The 19,258-nt window shown below is 73.0% G+C and carries 17 protein-coding genes; 5 read left to right on the forward strand and 12 right to left on the reverse strand.

Annotated features, from left to right (window positions below; translation table 11 throughout):
* Positions 1 to 40: 40 nt before the first annotated feature.
* Together ACZ60X_RS21550 and ACZ60X_RS21555 are read right to left on the reverse strand one after the other, a co-directional pair.
* Positions 41 to 703, reverse strand: coding sequence for an NADPH-dependent F420 reductase (locus ACZ60X_RS21550; RefSeq protein ID WP_469600679.1), 663 nt, complete (start codon positions 701 to 703; stop codon positions 41 to 43).
* A gap of 136 nt (positions 704 to 839) precedes the next feature.
* Positions 840 to 1,532, reverse strand: coding sequence for a FadR/GntR family transcriptional regulator (locus ACZ60X_RS21555; RefSeq protein ID WP_469600761.1), 693 nt, complete (start codon positions 1,530 to 1,532; stop codon positions 840 to 842).
* Between the two features lie 220 nt (positions 1,533 to 1,752).
* On the opposite strand from ACZ60X_RS21555, the gene ACZ60X_RS21560 reads away from it, so the two are divergent.
* Entirely contained in the window at positions 1,753 to 3,447 is a 1,695-nt protein-coding gene (locus tag ACZ60X_RS21560) for a 2-isopropylmalate synthase (protein WP_469600680.1), read from the forward strand.
* Entirely contained in the window at positions 3,444 to 4,232 is a 789-nt protein-coding gene (locus ACZ60X_RS21565; protein WP_469600683.1) for an ABC transporter ATP-binding protein, read from the forward strand. The genes ACZ60X_RS21560 and ACZ60X_RS21565 overlap by 4 nt, the downstream gene beginning before the upstream one ends.
* A 55-nt stretch (positions 4,233 to 4,287) precedes the next feature.
* Here ACZ60X_RS21565 and ACZ60X_RS21570 read toward each other — a convergent pair whose 3' ends face one another.
* Entirely contained in the window at positions 4,288 to 4,500 is a 213-nt protein-coding gene (locus ACZ60X_RS21570) for an EF-hand domain-containing protein (RefSeq protein WP_469600685.1), read from the reverse strand.
* A gap of 59 nt (positions 4,501 to 4,559) precedes the next feature.
* Positions 4,560 to 5,471 (reverse strand): helix-turn-helix domain-containing protein, encoded by a 912-nt coding sequence (locus ACZ60X_RS21575; RefSeq protein WP_469600688.1) that lies wholly within the window; start codon positions 5,469 to 5,471, stop codon positions 4,560 to 4,562.
* A 54-nt stretch (positions 5,472 to 5,525) separates the two neighbouring features.
* Between ACZ60X_RS21575 and ACZ60X_RS21580 the strand changes: the two genes are divergently transcribed.
* Positions 5,526 to 6,176 (forward strand): GNAT family N-acetyltransferase, encoded by a 651-nt coding sequence (locus tag ACZ60X_RS21580; RefSeq protein ID WP_469600690.1) that lies wholly within the window; start codon positions 5,526 to 5,528, stop codon positions 6,174 to 6,176.
* Here ACZ60X_RS21580 and ACZ60X_RS21585 read toward each other — a convergent pair.
* From ACZ60X_RS21585 to ACZ60X_RS21610, 6 genes are all read right to left on the reverse strand, one after another.
* Positions 6,143 to 7,330: a YVTN family beta-propeller repeat protein gene (locus ACZ60X_RS21585; protein WP_469600691.1), complete on the reverse strand. Its 1,188-nt coding sequence runs from the start codon at positions 7,328 to 7,330 to the stop codon at positions 6,143 to 6,145. The genes ACZ60X_RS21580 and ACZ60X_RS21585 overlap by 34 nt on opposite strands.
* A complete protein-coding gene (locus ACZ60X_RS21590) occupies positions 7,330 to 8,133 on the reverse strand; it encodes a polysaccharide deacetylase family protein (RefSeq protein ID WP_469600694.1) in 804 nt (267 codons plus the stop codon). Before ACZ60X_RS21590 ends, ACZ60X_RS21585 begins: the two co-directional genes overlap by 1 nt.
* An 85-nt stretch (positions 8,134 to 8,218) precedes the next feature.
* Positions 8,219 to 8,827, reverse strand: coding sequence for an ATP-binding protein (locus ACZ60X_RS21595; RefSeq protein WP_469600764.1), 609 nt, complete (start codon positions 8,825 to 8,827; stop codon positions 8,219 to 8,221).
* Positions 8,828 to 9,021: 194 nt separating this feature from the next.
* Positions 9,022 to 9,789, reverse strand: a complete 768-nt coding sequence (locus ACZ60X_RS21600) for an enoyl-CoA hydratase/isomerase family protein (RefSeq protein ID WP_469600695.1) — start codon at positions 9,787 to 9,789, stop codon at positions 9,022 to 9,024.
* A 78-nt stretch (positions 9,790 to 9,867) separates the two neighbouring features.
* Positions 9,868 to 11,097: a L,D-transpeptidase gene (locus ACZ60X_RS21605; protein WP_469600698.1), complete on the reverse strand. Its 1,230-nt coding sequence runs from the start codon at positions 11,095 to 11,097 to the stop codon at positions 9,868 to 9,870.
* A 155-nt stretch (positions 11,098 to 11,252) separates the two neighbouring features.
* Positions 11,253 to 12,482, reverse strand: a complete 1,230-nt coding sequence (locus ACZ60X_RS21610; RefSeq protein WP_469600700.1) for a L,D-transpeptidase — start codon at positions 12,480 to 12,482, stop codon at positions 11,253 to 11,255.
* 206 nt (positions 12,483 to 12,688) lie between these two features.
* Here ACZ60X_RS21610 and glgX point away from each other — a divergent pair, with 206 nt between their 5' ends.
* Complete coding sequence (gene glgX / locus ACZ60X_RS21615; RefSeq protein WP_469600703.1) at positions 12,689 to 14,938, forward strand: glycogen debranching protein GlgX; 2,250 nt, start codon at positions 12,689 to 12,691, stop codon at positions 14,936 to 14,938.
* Between the two features lie 74 nt (positions 14,939 to 15,012).
* Entirely contained in the window at positions 15,013 to 15,534 is a 522-nt protein-coding gene (locus ACZ60X_RS21620) for a GNAT family N-acetyltransferase (RefSeq protein WP_469600767.1), read from the forward strand.
* Positions 15,535 to 15,550: 16 nt separating this feature from the next.
* Here ACZ60X_RS21620 and ACZ60X_RS21625 read toward each other — a convergent pair whose 3' ends face one another.
* Both ACZ60X_RS21625 and ACZ60X_RS21630 read right to left on the reverse strand, forming a co-directional pair.
* A complete protein-coding gene (locus ACZ60X_RS21625) occupies positions 15,551 to 17,422 on the reverse strand; it encodes an ABC transporter ATP-binding protein (protein WP_469600705.1) in 1,872 nt (623 codons plus the stop codon).
* Positions 17,419 to 19,215, reverse strand: coding sequence for an ABC transporter ATP-binding protein (locus tag ACZ60X_RS21630; RefSeq protein ID WP_469600707.1), 1,797 nt, complete (start codon positions 19,213 to 19,215; stop codon positions 17,419 to 17,421). The genes ACZ60X_RS21625 and ACZ60X_RS21630 overlap by 4 nt, the downstream gene beginning before the upstream one ends.
* Positions 19,216 to 19,258: the final 43 nt, after the last annotated feature.

Genomic DNA, 19,258 nt, shown 5'->3' on the forward strand with positions numbered 1-19,258 from the left:
GGCGCCGGAGCGCCGGCCCCGGCGCCGGCCCCCGTCCGGGTCAGCCCCGGAAGGCCGCCGGGCGTTCCGGGGAGGCTTCCGCGAGGGCCTTCTCGACCGCCTCGGCCCCGGCCCGCAGGCCGTAGACCGGGGTGTCCGGCTGCTGGCGCCAGGAGTCGTCGATGCCGCCCGCGTCGACCGTGTCGAAGCCGAGTTCGTCGATCAGGGCGCGGACCTTCGCCTTGGCCGCCGCGTCGTCGCCGGCCACCGGCAGGGCCATGCGGTCGGGGGCGCCCTGGGGGCGGTGGCGGTCGAGGATGTCCTGGGCGTAGGTGCCGTTGAACGCCTTGACCACGGGGTGGCCGAGGTGCTGCTCCGTCCAGCGGCTCTCGGTCAGTCCCTCGTCCTCGATGGCGGCGATACGGCCGTCGCGCTGTTGCGGGTAGTAGTTGCCGGTGTCGATCACCGCCACGTCCCGCGCCGCGCCGTCCAGCAGGCCGGAGGGAAGGCTCGGGACCGCCTTCAGCGGGACCGTGACGACCACGATCTCGGCGCCCTTGGCCGCCTCCTCGGCCCGTACCGCGCTCGCGCCGGTCTCCTCGGCCAGTTCCCTGAGCGTCTCCGGGCCGCGGGAGTTGGCCACGGAGACGTCATGGCCGAGCGCGGTCAGACGCCGGGTGAGGTTGCCGCCGATGTTGCCCGCGCCGATGATGCCGATCTTCATGCCAGGCCTTCCGGGTCGTTTCATGCATGCGCATACTTCGGATACCCCCGACAACCCCTTCGGCGCCGCCCCTATTCCATGGCCTTCACACGGGAGTACCGGGTGGCGACGGGGCGGCCTCCACGGCCGGCCCCGGCTACTGCCGCTCCCGCAACAGCCCCAGCGTCTCCTGCAGCTCGCCCAGCAGCACCGCCGCCGCGCGCTCCGCGTCGCCCTCCGCGATGGCCTCGACGAGGGCCGCGTGGGTGGCGTCGTGGGTGTTGGGGTCGTCCTCGCGCAGCCGGGTGAGGTCCAGGAGGGTGCCGAGGCCCTCGCGCAGGACGGGGGCGAACTCGGTGAACAGGTCGGCCAGCACCGGGTTGTGGGCGGCGGCGACCACGGCCGTGTGCAGGGCGATGTCGGCCTCCACGAACCCGGCGTCGTCGCCGGCGGACGCCGCCCGTCGGCCCTCCAGCGCGGCGCGCAGCGCGGTGACGTCCTCGGCGGTGCGGCGCTCGGCGGCAAGGCGGGCTGCCTGGACCTCGACGCCCATGCGGACCTCGTAGACGTCCGTGACCGCGGCCCGGCGCAGCCGCGTGGGCCAGTCCTCGACGGGTTCGGTGGCGATGACGAAGACCCCGGCGCCGTGCCGCGGGCGCACCAGCCCGGCGCCGGCGAGCGCGCGCAGCGCCTCGCGGACGGTGGAGCGGCCGACGCCGAGTTCCCTGGCGAGGGTGGTCTCGCCGGGCAGCTTGGTGCCGACCGGCCAGTGGCCCGCGGCGATCTGGGCGCGCAGCCGGGCCGCGGCCTGCTCGACCAGGGGGCTGGGGCGGAGGGCGCCGAGCGGCATGGGGTTCACCAACTTGTCGTGATCAGGATCCCGAGGGGCGGAGTGTCCTGGAGCATTCTCACTTGTCTGAGGAGCTGAGGTGTGACTAGCGTACCCGCCGTGACGCGTTGCGGTCTGCTTCTCCTCGGCTGCCGCGGCGGGGTTTGACGCGACCGGCGCCCCGCCGCGGGACGCCGTGCTGCCGGTCACCGTCCGACCGAGCCGAAGGCAGTGACCACCGATGCAGGCCGTCTGGAACCCCCAGCGCCCCAGCCCCATGCCCTACCACCGCTACCGCCCCTACCAGGACCGGGTGACCGTCCCCGGCACCGACCGGCGGTGGCCGTCCGCCCGGCTCGAGCGCGCGCCCCTGTGGGTCCCCGTCGACCTGCGCGACGGCAACCAGGCGCTGGCCGAACCGATGGACACCCCGCGCAAGCGCCGTTTCTTCGACCTGCTGGTGGCGCTGGGCTTCAAGGAGATCGAGGTCGGCTATCCGTCGGCCAGCCGCACCGACTTCGACTTCGTACGGCACCTGGTCACCGGCGGGGCCGTGCCCGACGACGTCACGCCCGTGGTGTTCACCCCGGCCCGCGCCGATCTGATCGACCGGACCTTCGAGTCGATCGCCGGGCTGCCGCGCGCCGTGGTCCACCTGTACATCGCGACCTCGCCGGTGTGGCGGGACGTCGTACTCGGCCGGGACCGGGGCGCGGTGCGGCGGACGGTGCGGGAGGCCGCCGAGCGGATGGCGCGGCGGGCCGGGGACGCGCCGGGCGTCCGGTTCCAGTTCTCCCCGGAGACCTTCAACCTGACCGAGCCCGACTTCGTCCTCGAACTGTGCGACGAACTCACCGGGTTGTGGGACGCGAGCCCGGACCGGCCGGTCACCCACAACCTCCCGGCCACGGTCGAGATCGCCACTGCGAACGTGTACGCCGACCAGATCGAGTACATGCACCGCCACCTCGCCCGCCGCGACTCGGTGATCCTCTCCGTCCACCCGCACAACGACCGCGGCACCGGCGTCGCCTGCGCCGAACTGGCCGTCCTGGCCGGTGCTCAGCGGGTCGAGGGCTGCCTGTTCGGCAACGGTGAGCGCACCGGGAACGTCGACCTGGTGACCCTCGCCCTCAACCTGTTCGCCCAGGGCGTGGACCCCATGGTCGACTTCGGCGACATCGACGCCGTACGGCGCACGGTCGAGGAGTGCAACCGGCTGCCCGTCCACCCGCGCCACCCGTACGCCGGCGACCTGGTCCACACCGCCTTCTCCGGCACCCACCAGGACGCGATCAGCAAGGGACTCGCGCGACACGCCAGCCGTGCGGCCGAGCTGGGAGTGCCCGAGCGGCAGGCGCCGTGGGCCGTGCCGTATCTGCCGGTCGACCCGGCCGACGTGGGGCGGTCCTACGAGGCGGTGATCCGCGTCAACTCCCAGTCCGGCAAGGGCGGGGTGGCGTATCTGCTGCGCACGCACGCGGGCCTGGACCTGCCGCCGGGCATGCGGCCGGAGTTCTCGCGTCTCGTGCAGGAGGCGACGGACGACAGCGGCCGGGAAGCCACCCCGAAGGAGCTGTCCGAGCTGTTCAGGACCGCCTATCTGGCAGACGGCGAGATCGGGTTCGACTCCTGGACCGCGCATCGGGAGGACTCCGGGGCGCACCGGTTCACGGGCACACTCGCCACCGGGGCCCGTTGCGCCGGCACCGGCGGCACACCGCTTACGGCCCTCGCGGACGCGCTCGCGGGCGCCGGGTACGCGGTGCAGGTACGGGACGTGGTGGAGCAGCCGGACGGGGACGGCGGGGTCGTCGCCTACGCCGAGTGCCGGGTCGGCGGCCGGGTCCTGTGGGGCGCGGGCCGGGACACCTCCGGCCCCGCCGCCTCGGTGCGGGCCGTGCTGTCCGCCGTGAACCGGGCGGTGGCCCGGTGAGCGAGGTGCTGCGCGCGGAGGGCGTCGACCTTGTCCGGGACGGACGGCCGATCCTCCAGGAGGTGTCGCTGGCCGTACGGGCCGGGGAGCACTGGGCGCTGCTCGGGGCCAACGGCGCGGGCAAGTCCACGCTGCTCGGGCTGCTCGGCGCGGTGACGCATCCGACCCGGGGCACGGTGGAGGTGCTCGGGCACCGGCTCGGCCGGGTCGATCTGCGGGAGCTGCGGGCGCACGTGGGGCATGTGAACCCGCGCCATCCGCTGTCCTCGCCGCTGACGGTACGGGAGGTGGTGCTGACCGGCGTGACGAACTCCGTCGAGCCGCTCCCGCGCCGGCGGCCGGACGCGGAGCAGCGCGAGCGGGCCGAGGCGCTGATGGCCGCGCTGGGGCTCGCGGCGCTGCGGGACGCCCGCTGGCCGACGCTCTCGCAGGGCCAGCGCGGCCGGACCCTGATCGCGCGGGCGCTGATGCCCGAGCCGCGGCTGCTGCTCCTGGACGAGCCCGCGACCGGCCTGGACCTGCCCGGCCGGGAGCGGTTGATCGAGGCGCTGGAGGAGCTGCGCGCGGCCCGTCCGCGGCTGGCGACCGTCCTCGTCACCCACCATCTGGAGGAGCTGCCGGCGGGCACCACGCACGCGGTGCTGCTGCGCGAGGGGCGGGTGCTGGCCTCGGGGCCGGTCGAGGAGGTCCTCACCGGCGACCAGGTCGGCAAGTGCTTCGACCTGCCGCTGACGCTGCGGCGCGACGAGGGCCGCTGGACCGTGCGGATCCGGCGGACCCCGTAGCGGCACGCCGCGGGGGGCGCCCCGGCTCGTCCGGCCGGCGGCGCCCCCGGGTGCGTCACTTGTTCAGGTACGCCCAGAACTCGTCGAACGACAGCACCTTGTCGCCGTTGAGGTCGCGCTGCTTGATGATGGACTCCGCGACCGACTCGGTGACGTTCCAGTCACCGCCCTGGGCCAGCGCGGACGTGAACTCGGCAGCGGTGATGAATCCGTCTCCGTTCGCGTCGATCCGTTCGAACTGCTTGCGTGCTTCCTCGATGTCCGCCACCGATCCGCCCCTTTTGCTCGTGTTTCTGATGCCGTGCTGGCGTACTGACGCTGGTCAGATTAACGGCCCGCACGCGCGCGGAGTGCGGCGACCACCCAGGCGAAGTCCCCGGCGTCCCGCGGCGCGGGGGTGCCGTTGACGAGGGCGACCAGTTCCCGGTAGCGGGCGACGCGCTCGTTGAAGCCGGCCGTCAGCCGTTCCAGTACGGCGGCCCGGTCGGTGTCGCCGAAGAGGTCGTCCAGCACCCGGGCGGCCTCCGGCGCGGTGGGCTCGACGCCGCGCTCACGCACCGGGGCCACCAGCTCCACCAGCCGCTTGGCGAACCACGACGACTGCCCGCGCGGCGCCCCGGGCCGCCGGTCGGCCGCGTTGAACTCGAACGCCCGGCGCATCTGCCCCCGGAACTCCGGGTCCTGCACCATCTCCGCCAGCTCCACCCAGGCGTCCACCTGTTCGGAGGTCGGGTTCTCCGCCAGCTCGACGGCGCTGCGCCGCATCCGCTCCTGGATGTCGGGGTCCACCGTGTCGAGCCCGTGCAGGGTCTCGGCCACGAACTCCTCCATGATGCGCTGCCGTTCGGCGGCCGAAAGTCGCGCCAGCTTGTTCATCAGGGTCATCTCCTCTGCAGTGGATCCTCGCCGGGCCACGCTCGACAGCACCGCCCGCGTCACCTTCAGCGCCCTGATCTGGGCGTCCAGGGCCGCGACGTGCGTGGCCGCGACCTCGGCCACCGTGCGCTCCCCGGCCAGCACCCTCCGTACGTCCGCCAGGCCGAGCCCCAGCTCGCGCAGGGTGCGGATCAGCTCCAGGCGGGCGGCGCAGGCGGTGTCGTACAGCCGGTAGCCGCCCGCGGAGCGGGTCACCGGGGTCAGCACGCCCGCGTCGGACCAGTAGCGGATGGTGCGCACGGTCAGTCCGGTGGCCCGGGCCAGATCGCCGATGGTGAGAAGTGCGGTGCCGTCGTCGGTCATGTCTGGGAGTCTGGGCCTTCCAGCGGGTGGAGACTCAAGGAGCGGAGCGGGCACGTGACCTTGCGGGACGTTCTGGACGCGGCGGCGGCCGGCGTCTTTCCGCCGGCGGACGGCCGGACGACGGTCGTGGCACAGCCCTCGGCCCGGGACGCGGGGGTGCTGTCCTTCACCGCCCACTCGGTCGTCTTCACGGACGAGGACCCCGCCTGGGTCCACGACACCCTGCGCGGTCTCGACTGCGACGAGCTGGCCGCGACGATGAACCCGCGCTTCCTGACCGCCCTCATGGACCGGACCGGGCGCCGGGCGGAGACGATCGACGCGGTGCTGGTGGCCGCCCCGGCGTCCGGCGGACCGCCGCTGGCGCTGACGGAGGCCGAGGGCGCCGGGCACTCCCGCATCGCCTACGCCCGGGGCCGGCGGGACGAGGTGCGCGCCTGGTCGGCCGCGGGCGGGGTGCTGGTCCTCGGACGCGGGGTCGCCGGGCGGCTGGAGGTCTCGGTCGAGGTGGAGGAGCCCGCACGGCAGCGGGGCCTCGGGCGGCTGCTGGCGTCGGCGGCCCGGCATCTGGTCAGGGAGCCGCTGTGGGCGCAGATCGCACCGGGGAACGCCCGCAGTCTGCGGGCGTTCCAGGCGGCCGGTTACCGTGCGGTGGGCTCAGAGGTGCTGCTTCACCGGAAGATGCCCGTGTGGCCGAGCGAGTAGCGGCCGGGCTGGGGGTAGACGGCGAGGCCGTGCGGTCCGCTGCCGACCTTGATGCGGGCCAGCTCCTTGCCGCTCTGCGTGTCGATCGCGTACACCTCGGAGTTGTAGCGGCCGGACAGCCACAGCACCTTGCCGTCGGCCGACACACCGCCCATGTCGGGGCTGCCGCCGCCGGGCAGCCGCCACTTCTTGGTGAGCTTGTTCTGGGCGAAGTCGAAGACGGAGATCGTGCCCTCGCCCCGGTTGGAGATGTACATCTCGCGGGAGTCACGGCTGATGTAGAGGCCGTGGGCGCCCTTGCCCGTGTAGAGGAAGCGGGGCTTGTCGAACGTGTCGCCGTCGAGGATCCACAGGCCGTTGGCCACCATGTCGGCGATGTAGAACAGCTTGCCGTCCGGGGAGATCTTGACGTCCTGCGGCATCGCGCCGTGCTGGGGCAGCTTCTGCTGGTCGACGACCTTCATCCGCGCGGTGTCGACCTTGAGCAGCTCGCCGCTGAACTCGCAGGAGACGATGAAGTAACGGCCGTCCGGGGAGAAGTCGGCGTGGTTGACGCCGTAGCAGTTGGCCGGCACCGACTTGACGACCTTCATGGTGTGCGCGTCGCGGAAGACCAGCTGGCGGTCCATGGAGGCCATGACGACGGCGTACTTGCCGTCGGGCGTGAAGTACAGGTTGTACGGGTCGTGCACCGCGACCGCCTTGCCGGCCTTGCCGGTCCTCGGGTCGATCGGGGTGAGGCTGTTGCCGAGGTCGTTGTTGACCCAGAGCGTCTTCAGGTCCCAGGAGGGCACGACGTGCTGGGGCTGGCGGCCGACCGGGATCGTGTCGATGACCTTGTACGTCTCGGGGTCGATGACGGAGACCGTGTTGGAGTTGGTGTTGGGGACGTACACCCGCGAGGGGAAGTCCTTGACGACCGGCGAGAGCCGGCCGGGGCGGTCGGCGGCGTAGAGGTCGTCCGGGTTGTCGACCGGGGGCATCCCGGGCAGTACGTCCACCCGCTTCTGGTTCACCTGCGGCGGGGCGGGCGCCTTGCTGCCGAGGGCCTCGTTCTCGCCCTTCGAGGAGCCGGAACTGCACGCGGACAGCAGGGTCAGGGAGGTCAGGGCGGCACCGGCGGCCAGCAACCGGGCGGCTTTCGTGGTTCGCATCAGCTCAGCAGCTCCGTGGTGGTGACCGCGCGCAGTCCGCGGCGGCCGAGTTCGTGGAGGACGTCGGGCAGGGCGGCGACGGTGTCCGGGTACCCGAAGTGCATGCTCACCACCGACCCGTGTCGCACGTCGGCGAGAACCTTGCGGGTGACGGCGGCGGCGCCGGGGCGGGTGTAGTCGAGCGAGTCGACGTCGTACGACAGCACGTGCGGATAGCCGGTCTCGCGGGCGAGCCGGGCCACCAGCGGGGAGGCGGTGGGCGAGCGGGAGGGACGGAACCAGGTGCCGATGGATCCGGTGAGCCGCCTCAGCCGGTCCGCGCAGTCGGTGATCTCCCTGCGGGCGTCCTGCTCGGCCATCTCGTTGATGGAGATGTGCCGCTGGGTGTGGTTGCCGAGGTCGTGGCCGCCGTCGAGGATCCGGCGGGCGACGTCGGGGTGCTCGTCCAGCCAGGTGCCGACGGCGAGCACGGTGAGGCGGGCGCCGGCCTTCTCCGCGGTACTCAGCAGGGAGTGGGCGATGCCCGGATCGCCCTGGCCGTGGAAGGTGAGGGCGATCTGGGGCCGGGTGCGCGGGCCGTGGGTGATCTGGGCGGGCAGCCCGGGGTAGGCGCGGGGGGCGGGGGCCGCCTGGGCGGAGGCCGAGGGGTGGGCGGTGGACGGGGAGGCGGAAGGGGACTCGGCGTGCGGGTCGCTGGGCGCGGCCTTGCCCGCACCGCAACCGGCGGCGAGCGCGCCGCCGGCGACGAGTCCGGCGCCCGCACGCAGCACCCCGCGTCGGTTGGTCGTGGTCACCCGCACCATTTAAGAGCGGGCGGGTAAGAAAAGCGCCGATTAGCCCGATTGACGGACGATTTCGGGTCGCGGCCACCAGAGCGCAAGACGATCGCTAGCGGTCGGAAACCCGCATCTCGAACCACGTGGTCTTGCCGCGCGGCAGCAGATCCACGCCCCACCGGTCGGAGAGCTTGTCCACCAGGAACAGGCCCCGGCCGCTGACGTCCAGCTCCTGGACCGGCATCAGACAGGGCAGCCCGCGCGAGGGATCGCGGACCTCCACCCGGATCCAGCCGGGGCGGCGGCGCATCCTGAGGCCGAACACCCGGGCGCCGGTGTGCCGTACGGCATTGCCGACCAGCTCCGACACGAGTAAGACGGCGTCCTCGGTGAGCTTGGGCGTCAGCCGCCAGGTGCGCAGGACGACGACCTGGGTGAGCCGGCGGGCAGCGGCGGCGGACTCCGGGCGGGACGGCAGCGGCACCTCTGTCGCTGCCGGGTCGCCGTACAGTTCGAGCACCTTGAGCGCCTGCTCGTCCTCGACCCCGGGCGACCAGCGCGCCGCGGCCGCACGGCTGTGTCCCCGCGGCTGTTCGATGCCCTCCAGCCCCGCCATGCCCCCATGATGGCCGTCCGGCAGCGCCTTGGGGGCCGTTCCGGAGGAATGCGCCCCCCGCACGCCCCCCTTTCCTCCCGTGCGCTCGGCATATGCCCTGGGCATGCCATGGCCCTCGTCGACCCGGCTGACCTGCGCGGGCGGCTCGCTTGCGGGCAATCGTCAGGCTCCCTCGACGGCGCAGGCTTAAGGTCGCCTTAAGGCTCCCATAAACCGCCCCAACGAGGGACCTGAATGAGACGGCACGTCAAGTGCAAGCGGCACGGCGGGAGTTGCGCCGAACGTCACACCGCTGACGCTCAGCGGAAGGTGGCCTTGCCGGGACCCTCCTCCACGAAGCTGCGCATGCCCGTCTCGCGGTCCTCGGTGGCGAACAGGCCCGCGAACCAGTTCCGCTCCACGGCGAGCCCGGTGTCGATGTCCGTCTCCAGGCCGGTGTCCACCGACTCCTTCGCCGCGCGCAGGGCGATCGCCGGCCCCTGGGCGAGCCTCGCGGCCCAGCTTCGCGCCTGCTCGTACACCTCGGCGGCCGGGACGACCCGGTCCACCAGGCCGATGGCGAGGGCCTCGTCGGCCTTGACCTGACGGCCCGTGAAGATGAGGTCCTTGGCCTTGGAGGGGCCGATCAGCCGGGGCAGCCGCTGGGTGCCGCCGGCTCCCGGGATCAGGCCGAGCAGGATCTCGGGCTGGCCGAGCTTGGCGTTGTCGGCGGCAATGCGGAAGTCCGCGCACAGGGCGAGTTCGCAGCCGCCGCCGAGGGCGTAGCCGGTGACGGCCGCGACGACGGGCTTGGGGATGCGGGCCACGGCCGTGAAGGCGTCCTGCAGGGCGCGGGCGCGCAGGATCATCGCCGTGTGATCCATGTCCTGCATCTCCTTGATGTCCGCGCCCGCCGCGAACACCCGCTCGCCGCCGTAGATCACCACGGCGCGCACGTCGTCGCGGCGCGTGACCTCCTCGGCGAGTTCCTTCAGCCGGTCCTGGGTGGCCATGTCCAGCGCGTTCATCGGCGGACGGTCGAGGCGCAGGGTGCCGACGCCTTCGGCGACTTCGAGATTCACGGTCATGGAGGCAGGTTAACGGGCACTAACGCGGACGGGCCCGGTGCCGTCCGTCACAGCACCGGGCCCGTCCGTCGGGCGAGGTCACCTCGTCCAGTCAGCCCACGACATGTTCCAGCCGTTGAGCCCGTTGGACGGGTCCACGGTGCGGTCGTCGGAGTGCTGCACGACGACCACGTCGCCGATCAGGGAGTGGTTGAAGAACCAGGCCGCCGGGACCGAGCCGTCGTAGCCGCCGCGGACGTCCTCCAGGCCGACGCAGCCGTGGCTGGCGTTGTAGTTGCCGAAGGCGTCGCCGCCCCAGTAGTTGCCGTGGATGAAGGTGCCGGAGGTGGTCAGGCGCATGGCGTGCGGGACGTCCTTGATGTCGTACTCGCCGCCGTAGCCGACCGTCTCGCCGTTCATCCGGGTCACCGCGAGCTTCTCGCTGATGACCATCTGGCCGTTCCAGGTGTCGTAGCCGGGCTTGCCGGTGGTGACCGGGAGGGTCTTGATGACCTTGCCGTCCTGGGTGATCCTCATCGTGTGCTTCCTGGCGTCCACGTAGGAGACCTGGTTGCGCCCGATGGTGAACTTCACGGTCTTGGTCTGCGTGCCGTAGACGCCGGAACGTCCCTCCACGCCGTCGAGGTTGAGGTCGACGGTGACCTTGGTGCCTTCCTTCCAGTACTTCTCGGGGCGGAAGTCGAGGCGGTCGTTGCCGAACCAGTGGCCCTCGACGTCGACCGCCGGCTGCGTCGTGATCCTGATCGCCTTCTCGACGGCCTTCGGGTTCGTGATGCCCCGGGTGAAGTCGAGGGAGAACGGCATGCCCACGCCGACGGTGGAGCCGTCCTCGGGGGTGAAGTAGCCGAGGAAGGTGTTCTTCGGGGTGAGGGTGGTGAAGGTGGAGTCCTCGGCGCTCTCGCGGCCCTCGGAGTCCTTCGCGACCGCGTGCACCGTGTACTTCGTGGCGGCGGCCAGATGGGCGGACGGCGTCCAGGAGGCGCCCCCGCCGGTGATCGTGCCGTCGACCGCCCGGCCCTTGGCGTCCTTGACGGTGACCTCGGTCAGCTTGCCCCTGGCGGCGTCGACCTTGAGCGCGCCGCTCGTGTCGACGCCCGTGGCACCGGACTTGGGCGAGATGGTGACCGTGGCCACGGACTGCTGCTTGCCCTGCTGGGTGCTGGAACCCTTGCCGGCCGCCCCCGCGCCCTTGCCGCCGCCCCCGCCGCACGCCGCGAGCGCCAGCATCAGGGCGCCGGATATCAGCGCCGGCCCCGTCCTGACACGGCCTCGTCGTCCCGACGCCCCCGATATCGGCCGCACGTTCACGTCGCTCTCCCCTCCCCCGGACCCGACCTGGTCAGACCCGCTCCCCACCACACTGGTGCGCGCATATTAACCGGCTGGTTTTGAGCTGGGCGTCAGGCGAATGTCACCGTTCCGTCGCAACTTCCGCCCGCGCCCCGCCCGCGACCGCCGGCCCCTCACCCGGTTGTCCTCACCGCGCCGCCCGCCTTCCACGCCCGCCAGCCCATGTTCCACCCCCCGAGGCCGTTGTCCGGGGCGACCGTGCGGTCCTCACTGCGCACGACCTGCACCACGTCACCGACGAGGCTGCGGTCGAAGAACCAGCCCGCGGGCGTGCCCGAACCGCCGCCCCTGACGTCCCTGAGCCCCACACAGCCGTGGCTGACGTTGAGGTGCCCGGGGGCGGACGGCGCCCAGAAGTTGCCGTGGAGATACGTGCCGGAGTAGGTGAGCTTCATGGCGTGCGGGACGTCGGGGATGTCGTACTCGCCGCCGAAACCGACCGTGCGGCTGTTCATCCGGGTGACCTCCTGCATGTCCATCACCACCATCTTCCCGTTGTACGTCGGGTGCTCCGGGGAGCCGGCGGTGATCGGCACGATGGCGAGCAGGCGGCCGTCGCGCCGCACCTGCATGGTGTGGGCCGCCGCGTCCACCAGAGAGACCTGGCTGCGGCCGACGGTGAAGGCGAACGTCTTGCGCTGCAGTCCGTAGACGCCGGGCGCCGCCCGGACATCGCGCAGGTTCAGGTCGACGGTGACCTCGGTGCCGGGCTTCCAGTACTGCTCGGGGCGGAAGTCCAGGCGCCGCGCGCCGAACCAGTGCGGCCGGATCTCGACGGGCGGCCGCGCATCGACGCGGACGGCGCGTTCGACGGCGGCGCGGTCGCCGATCTCCCGGCTGAAGGTGAGGGAGACGATCATCCCGGTGCCGACGACGGCCCGGTTCCCGGGGGTGACGTAGGCGATGAACCGCTGGTCGGGTACGAGGGTGGTGAAGGTGGTGTGCCGGGCGGTGCGGCGTCCGTCGGCGTCCCGCGCGACCACGTCGACGGTGTACTTCGCGGCGAGCGCGAGCCGGTCGTCGTCGGGCCGCCAGGTCCGGCCGTCGGCGCTGATCCGGCCGGGCACCGGCGCGTCCCGCGCGTCCTGCGACCGGACGACGCTCACCCTCTCCAGCCGCCCGTCCGGCACCCGCACGCGCAGCCGCTCGCCGGGGCGGACCCCGACGCTGTCGTCGTCGGGGCTGACGTGGACGACGTCCCGCGGTGCCGGGGGATCGCCGAACACCCCGCCTGGCCCGAGCGGGCCCGAGCCCGCGGAGCAGCCCGCCAGCAGTGCCGCCCCTGTCAGTACCGCGGCCAGCGCGGCCCACGCGCGCCGTGCGCGTCCTCGTACGTGCCTCACACGGGGCCCAACGACCCAGCCCGCCCGGGGGAAACGTGAGTGCGAGGCACGCACTGGGCAGAACAGAGGGAAGGACGACACATCGGGGAGCAGCCGCGCCCGGTTCCGAGCCGTACGAAGGGGCGCGGCCGTACCGCGGGGCGGAGCGTGCTGCTCTCCGGTACGGCGGTCTGCGTCGCCCCCGCGCTGAAAGAGGGGCCGAGAAGGTGACGAGCGCAGCCGAACAGCGGGCACCGGCCGGGCAGCCGGCCGCCGGGACCGGGCAGCAGCCGGCCGTGGTGAACGGCGTCCGGCACCCCGCGGCGCCGGCCCCGATGGTCTGGCCGGGCGCGCCGACCCCGCTGGGGGCCCGCTTCCGGGTCGGCCCGGACGGGGTCGCGGGCACCAACTTCGCGCTGTGGGCCGGCGGGGCGGAGGCGGTGCGGGTGTGCCTGTTCGACGAGGGCGGCCGGGAGACGCAGATCCGGCTGACCGAACTGACGCACGAGATCTGGCACGGCTTCGTGCCGGGCGTGATGCCGGGCCAGCGCTACGGCTACCGGGTGGACGGCCGCTGGGATCCGTGGACCGGCGCCCGCTGGAACCCGGCCAAGCTGCTGCTGGACCCGTACGCCCGTGCCGTTGACGGGCAGTTCGCGCTGCCGCCGGAGGTGTACGGGCACGTGCGGGACTGGCCCGACCAGCGCGTGGCCGACACCGTGCGCGACGAGCGGGACTCGGCGCCGTACGTGCCGAAGGGCGTCGTCGTCGACGATGACGACGACTGGGAGGACGACCGGCGGCCGAAGACCCCGTGGGCCGACTCCGTCCTGTACGAGCTGCACGTCCGCGGCTTCACCCGGCTGCACCCCGGGATTCCGGGGGAGCTGCGCGGCACCTACGCCGGGCTCGCGCACCCGGCCGCGATCGAGCACCTGGTCGCACTGGGCGTGACGGCCGTGGAGCTGCTCCCGGTGCACCAGTTCGCCCACGAGGACCACCTGCTGCGCCGGGGCCTGACGAACTACTGGGGCTACAACTCCATCGGCTACTTCGCCCCGCACGCCGGGTACGCGGCCACGGGGACGACGGGCCAGCAGGTCGGCGAGTTCAAGCGGATGGTGCGCGCGCTGCACGCGGCCGGCATCGAGGTGATCCTCGACGTGGTCTACAACCACACCGCCGAGGCGGGCGAGCTGGGGCCGACGCTGTCCCTGAAGGGCATCGACAACCGCGGCTACTACCGCCTCCAGGACGACGCCCGCCGCTACGCCGACTACACCGGCTGCGGCAACACCCTGCACGTCGTCCAGCCCCAGGTGCTCCGCCTGATCACCGACTCGCTGCGCTACTGGGTGACCGAGATGGGCGTCGACGGCTTCCGCTTCGACCTCGCGGCGGCGCTGGCCCGCTCGATGCACGACGTCGACATGCTCTCCCCGTTCCTGGCGGTCATCGCCCAGGACCCGGTCCTGCGCCGCGTCAAGCTGATCGCCGAGCCGTGGGACATCGGCTCGGGCGGCTACCAGGTCGGTGCCTTCCCGCCGCTGTGGACCGAGTGGAACGACCGGTACCGCAATGCCGTCCGGGATTTCTGGCGGCACGCCCTGCCCGACGTCCGCGAGATGGGCTACCGCCTGTCCGGCTCCAGCGACCTGTACGCCTGGGGCGGCCGGCGCCCCTACGCCTCGGTCAACTTCGTCACCGCGCACGACGGTTTCACGCTGCGCGACCTCGTGTCGTACGACCGCAAGCACAACGAGGCCAACGGCGAGGGCAACCGGGACGGCACCGACGACAACCGCTCCTGGAACTGCGGCGCCGAGGGCGAGACGCGGGACGAGGCGGTCCTCGCCCTGCGCCGCCGCCAGCTGCGCAATCTGCTGACCACGCTGCTGCTGTCCACCGGCGTGCCCATGCTGGTGGCCGGTGACGAGTTCGGCCGTACGCAGGGCGGCAACAACAACGCCTACTGCCAGGACAACGAGGTCGGCTGGCTGGACTGGTCACTGCTCGCGGAGCCGGGCTGGCGGGCGCTGCGCGACCTCACCTCCCGCCTGATCGCCCTGCGCCACCGGCACCCGGTGCTGCGCCGGCGCGCCTTCTTCTCGGGCCGGGCGCACTCGGCGGACGGGCTGCGCGACCTGGCCTGGTTCACCCCGCGGGGCACGGAGATGACCGAGCCCGACTGGTACGCCCCCGCGGCCGCGCTCGGCATGTACCTCTCCGGCCGGGACATCCCGGGCCGGGACGAGCGGGGCGCGCCGGTCGTGGACGACAGCTTCCTGGTGGTGCTGCACGCGGGCGAGCACCCGACGGGGTTCGTGCTGCCGGGGCCGCCGTGGGCGCAGCGGTACGAGGTGCTGGTGGACACCGCCCGGGAGGAGCAGGCGGAGCCGCCGGGCACGGTGCGTCCGGCGGGGGCGGAGATCACGGTGCCGGGGCGGTGTGTGCTGCTCCTGCGGGTGCTGCCGTGATTCCGGGGAGGGGGTGCGGGGGTTAGGGTGCCCGCGTGGTCATTCCTCCTGACGTGCTGCCGGACGGCGTCGTGATGCGGCTCGTCTCCACCGACGACGCGGACGCGCTGCACGCCGCGTACGTGGCGAACCGGGAGTACCTGGCGCCGTGGGAGCCGCACCGCCCGGAGAGCTTCTTCACCGTGGCGGGGCAGGCGGAGCGCATCGCCGAGCGGCTGATGGCGTACACGGAACGGCGAGCCGTGCCCTGGGTGCTGGAGAGCGACGGCTCGCTCATCGGCACGGTCACACTCTCCGGAGTGGTCTTCGGGCCCTTCCGCAGCGCGTCCCTGGGCTACTGGGTGGCCGCCGGCCGCAGGAACCGGGGGCTGGCCGGCGCGGCGGTGGCGAGCGTCTGCCGCGCGGCCCGCGACATCGTCGGCCTGCACCGCATCGAGGCCGGCACGCTCCTCGACAACGCCGCGTCGCAGCGCGTGCTGGAGAAGAACGGTTTCGAGCCGATCGGCACGGCCCCGCGCTACCTGCACATCAACGGAGCCTGGCGGGACCACCGGCTGTACCAGCGGATCCTGCACGACGACCCGCCGGCGAACTGACCGCCGCCCGAACGCCTCAGGCCAGGCTGTCGCGCCAGGCCCTGTGCAGGTCCGCGAAGCGGCCCGTGCCGGCGACGAGGTCGGCCGGTGAGCCGTCCTCGACGATGCGGCCGTGCTCCATCACCAGGACCCGGTCCGCGATCTCGACCGTCGACAGGCGGTGCGCGATCACCACCGCCGTACGGCCGCGCAGCACCGTCGCCATCGCCCGCTGCACCGCCCGCTCGCCGGGGATGTCCAGCGAGCTGGTCGCCTCGTCCAGGATCAGCACCGCCGGGTCGGCGAGCAGCGCCCGCGCGAAGGCGACGAGTTGGCGCTGGCCGGCCGAGATGCGGCCACCGCGCTTGCGCACGTCGGTGTCGTAGCCGTCGGGCAGCGCGCTGATGAACTCGTGGGCGCCGATCGCCTTGGCCGCCCGCTCGATGTCCTCGCGGGTGGCGTCGGGCCGGCCGATGGCGATGTTGTCGGCGACCGACCCGGAGAACAGGAACGCCTCCTGGGTCACCATGACCACCCCGCGCCGCAGTTCGGGCACGGGCAGCTCGCGCAGGTCCACGCCGTCCAGGAGCACGCGGCCGCCGGAGGGGTCGTAGAAGCGGGCGAGGAGCTTGGCGAGCGTGGACTTGCCCGCGCCGGTGGAGCCGACCACGGCGACCGTCTGTCCGGCCGGGAGGGCCAGGTCGAAGCGGGGCAGCACCTCGCCTCCGGTCCGGTAGCCGAAGCGGACCGCCTCGAAGACGACCTCGCGGCCCGGGAAGCCGCCCTTCACGGGCGGGAGTTCGCGCGGCGCCGCCGGCTCGGGCACGGACGGGGTCTGGGCCAGCAGTCCGGCGATCTTCTCCAGGGAGGCGGCGGCCGACTGGTAGGCGTTCAGGAACATCCCGAGCCGGTCGATCGGGTCGTACAGGCGCCGCAGGTAGAGCACGGCGGCCGCCAGGACGCCCAGCTCCAGCGAGCCGGTCGCCACCCGGTAGGCGCCCCACAGCACGATGCCCGCGACGGCCGTGTTGGCCACCAGCCGGGAGCCGACCACATAGCGGGCCATCTCCAGCAGCGCGTCCCCGTTCGTCCGCTCGTGCCGCCGGTTCAGCACGGCGAACTCGGCGTCGTTCACGGCCTCCCGGCGAAAGGCGCGCACCGGACGGATGCCGTTCATCGTCTCCACGAACTTCACGATCACCGCCGCGATCGCCGTGGACCGCGCCCGGTACACCCGCCCCGCCCGCCGCTGGTACATGCGCACGAGCAAGTACAGCGGCAGGAAGGAGGCCACGGCGACCGCGCCCAGGCCGAGGTCCAGCCACAGCAGCAGCGCGGAGATGTAGACGAAGGACAGCACGACGGTCACCAGCTCCTGGAGCCCGTCGTTCAGCAGCTCGCGCAGCGACTCGACGTCGGTGGTGGAGCGGGAGATCAGCCGGCCCGAGGTGTAGCGCTCGTGGAAGTCGATGCTCAGCGCCTGCGCGTGCCGGAAGATGCGGCCGCGCAGGTCCAGCAGTACGTCCTGGCTGACCCGGGCGGAGGTCTCGATGAACGCGAACTGGAGCCCGCCGGAGAGCAGCGCGCACAGCAGATAGCTGGCGGCCACCGCGACGAGCGGGCCGTGGCGGTGGTCGCGGAAGGCGGGTACGGCGGTGTCGATGGCGTAGGCCACGATCAGCGGGCCCGCCTGAACGGCCGCCTGCTGGAGCAGCAGCAGGACGGTGGTCCACACGGCCCGGCCCCTCAGGGGCGCGAGCAGGGAGCGCAGCAGGGCGGCGGTGGCGCCGGGCGCGGTGGGCAGGACGTCCCGGTCGAAGGCGTCGTCCGCCTCCCCGGCCCCGTGCTTCCCGCAGCCGGGGAGTTCGTCGTCGTCGGAGGCGGGGGTGGGGGCGGTCGTGGTGGTCAACGGGACTCCTCCGTCTCCCCGGCGCCTTTGGACATCAGACGCGCGTACTCGGCGTTGGTGCGCAGCAGTTCCTGGTGGGTGCCCACGGCGGCGATCCGGCCGCCCGAGAGCAGGGCGACCCGGTCGGCGAGCAGCACCGTGGACGGGCGGTGGGCCACGATCAGGGCGGTGGTGTCGCCGAGGACCTGGCGCAGCGCGGCCTCCACGGCCGCCTCCGTGTGCACGTCCAGCGCGGACAGCGGGTCGTCCAGCACCAGGAAGTCCGGTCTGCCGACCACCGCGCGGGCCAGCGCGAGGCGCTGGCGCTGCCCGCCGGACAGGCTCAGGCCCTGCTCGCCGACGCGGGTGTCGGCGCCCCGCGGGAGGGCGTGCACGAAGCCGGCGGCCTGCGCGACGTCCAGCGCCCGCTCCAGCGCCCGTTCGTCCGCGTCCGGTCCGGCGCCCATGAGCACGTTCTCGCCGACGCTCGCCGAGAACAGGGTGGGTTCCTCGAAGGCCACGGCGACCTTCGCGCGCAGCTCCTCGCGGGGCAGCGCGGTGATGTCGACGCCGTCGAGCGTGATCCGGCCCGCGGTGACCTCGTGCAGCCGCGGCACGAGCGCGGTGAGGGTCGTCTTGCCGCTGCCGGTGGCCCCGACCAGGGCCATGGACTCGCCCGCGCGGATGTGCAGGTCGACGCCGGTGAGGAGGGGCGGGGACCCGGCGGGAGCGTCGGGGTAGCGGAAGGAGACGTTCTCGAACCGGAGTCCCCTCGCGGCGGGCGACGCCGGGGCGGGCGCCGCCGCGGCGGCCGGGCCGGCCTCCGGCAGCTCGTCCATCACCTCGAAGTACCGCTCGGTGGCCGTCGCCGCCTCCTGGCTCATCGCCAGCAGGAAGCCGATGGAGTCCACCGGCCACCGCAGCGCGAGGGCCGTGCTCAGGAAGGCGACCAGCGTCCCCGCGCTCAGCCCGCCGGAGGCGACCCGGTCCACCCCGAGCACCAGCGCCGCCCCGATCGCCAGCTCCGGCAGCGTCACGATGACACCCCAGATGGCGGCCAGCAGCCGCGCCTTGCGCAGCTCGGTGCCGCGCAGGGTGCCCGCCAGTTCGCGGAACGCGCGCGCCTGGCTGCGGTGCCGGCCGAAGCCCTTGATGACCCGGATGCCGAGCACGCTCTCCTCGACCACCGTCGTCAGATCGCCGACCTGGTCCTGCGCCCGCCGGGCCACCGTGGCGTACCTCCGCTCGAAGACCGCGCAGGTCCAGATCACCGGGAGGGTGGGGCCGAGGATGACCAGCCCCAGCACCCAGTCCTGCGCCAGCATGATCACCACGCCCACCAGGATGGTCACGCCGTTGACCAGCAGGAACGTCAGCGGAAAGGCCAGGAACTGGCGCAGCAGCATCAGGTCCGTGGTGCCCCGGGACAGCAACTGGCCCGACGCCCAGCGGTCGTGGAAGGCCACCGGCAGCCGCTGCAGCCGCCCGTAGAGCGCCGCCCGCATCCGCGCCTCCACCTGAGACAGCGGGCGGGCCACGAGCCAGCGGCGCAGCCCGAACAGCAGCGCCTCGGCCAGGCCCAGCAGGAGCAGGTACAGGGCGCCGAGCCAGACACCGGCCGGGTCGCGGTCGGCGACCGGGCCGTCGACCATCCACTTCAGGACGAGCGGGATCACCAGCCCCGTACAGGAGGCGACGACGGCGACGAACGCGGCCGTGAACAGCCGGGCGCACACGGGGCGTACGTACGGCCACAGCCGCAGGAGCGTGCGGACGGCGGATCGGTCCTCGGTGGTTGCACGTGTCGTGGGCATCACCGCGAGCGTACGGACCGGCACTGACATCGCCCACCGAGTT

The organism is Streptomyces sp. NPDC104106, assembly GCF_055584345.1.

Coding starts and splice junctions, on each gene's coding strand:
- ACZ60X_RS21550 (WP_469600679.1), bottom strand. CDS start 703: ATGAAGATCGGCATCATCGGCGCGGGCAACATCGGCGGCAACCTCACC.
- ACZ60X_RS21555 (WP_469600761.1), bottom strand. CDS start 1,532: ATGCCGCTCGGCGCCCTCCGCCCCAGCCCCCTGGTCGAGCAGGCCGCG.
- ACZ60X_RS21620 (WP_469600767.1), top strand. CDS start 15,013: ATGCGGCTCGTCTCCACCGACGACGCGGACGCGCTGCACGCCGCGTAC.
- ACZ60X_RS21560 (WP_469600680.1), top strand. CDS start 1,753: ATGCAGGCCGTCTGGAACCCCCAGCGCCCCAGCCCCATGCCCTACCAC.
- ACZ60X_RS21595 (WP_469600764.1), bottom strand. CDS start 8,827: ATGCCCAGGGCATATGCCGAGCGCACGGGAGGAAAGGGGGGCGTGCGG.
- ACZ60X_RS21590 (WP_469600694.1), bottom strand. CDS start 8,133: ATGGTGCGGGTGACCACGACCAACCGACGCGGGGTGCTGCGTGCGGGC.
- ACZ60X_RS21600 (WP_469600695.1), bottom strand. CDS start 9,789: ATGACCGTGAATCTCGAAGTCGCCGAAGGCGTCGGCACCCTGCGCCTC.
- ACZ60X_RS21630 (WP_469600707.1), bottom strand. CDS start 19,215: ATGCCCACGACACGTGCAACCACCGAGGACCGATCCGCCGTCCGCACG.
- ACZ60X_RS21575 (WP_469600688.1), bottom strand. CDS start 5,471: ATGACCGACGACGGCACCGCACTTCTCACCATCGGCGATCTGGCCCGG.
- ACZ60X_RS21585 (WP_469600691.1), bottom strand. CDS start 7,330: ATGCGAACCACGAAAGCCGCCCGGTTGCTGGCCGCCGGTGCCGCCCTG.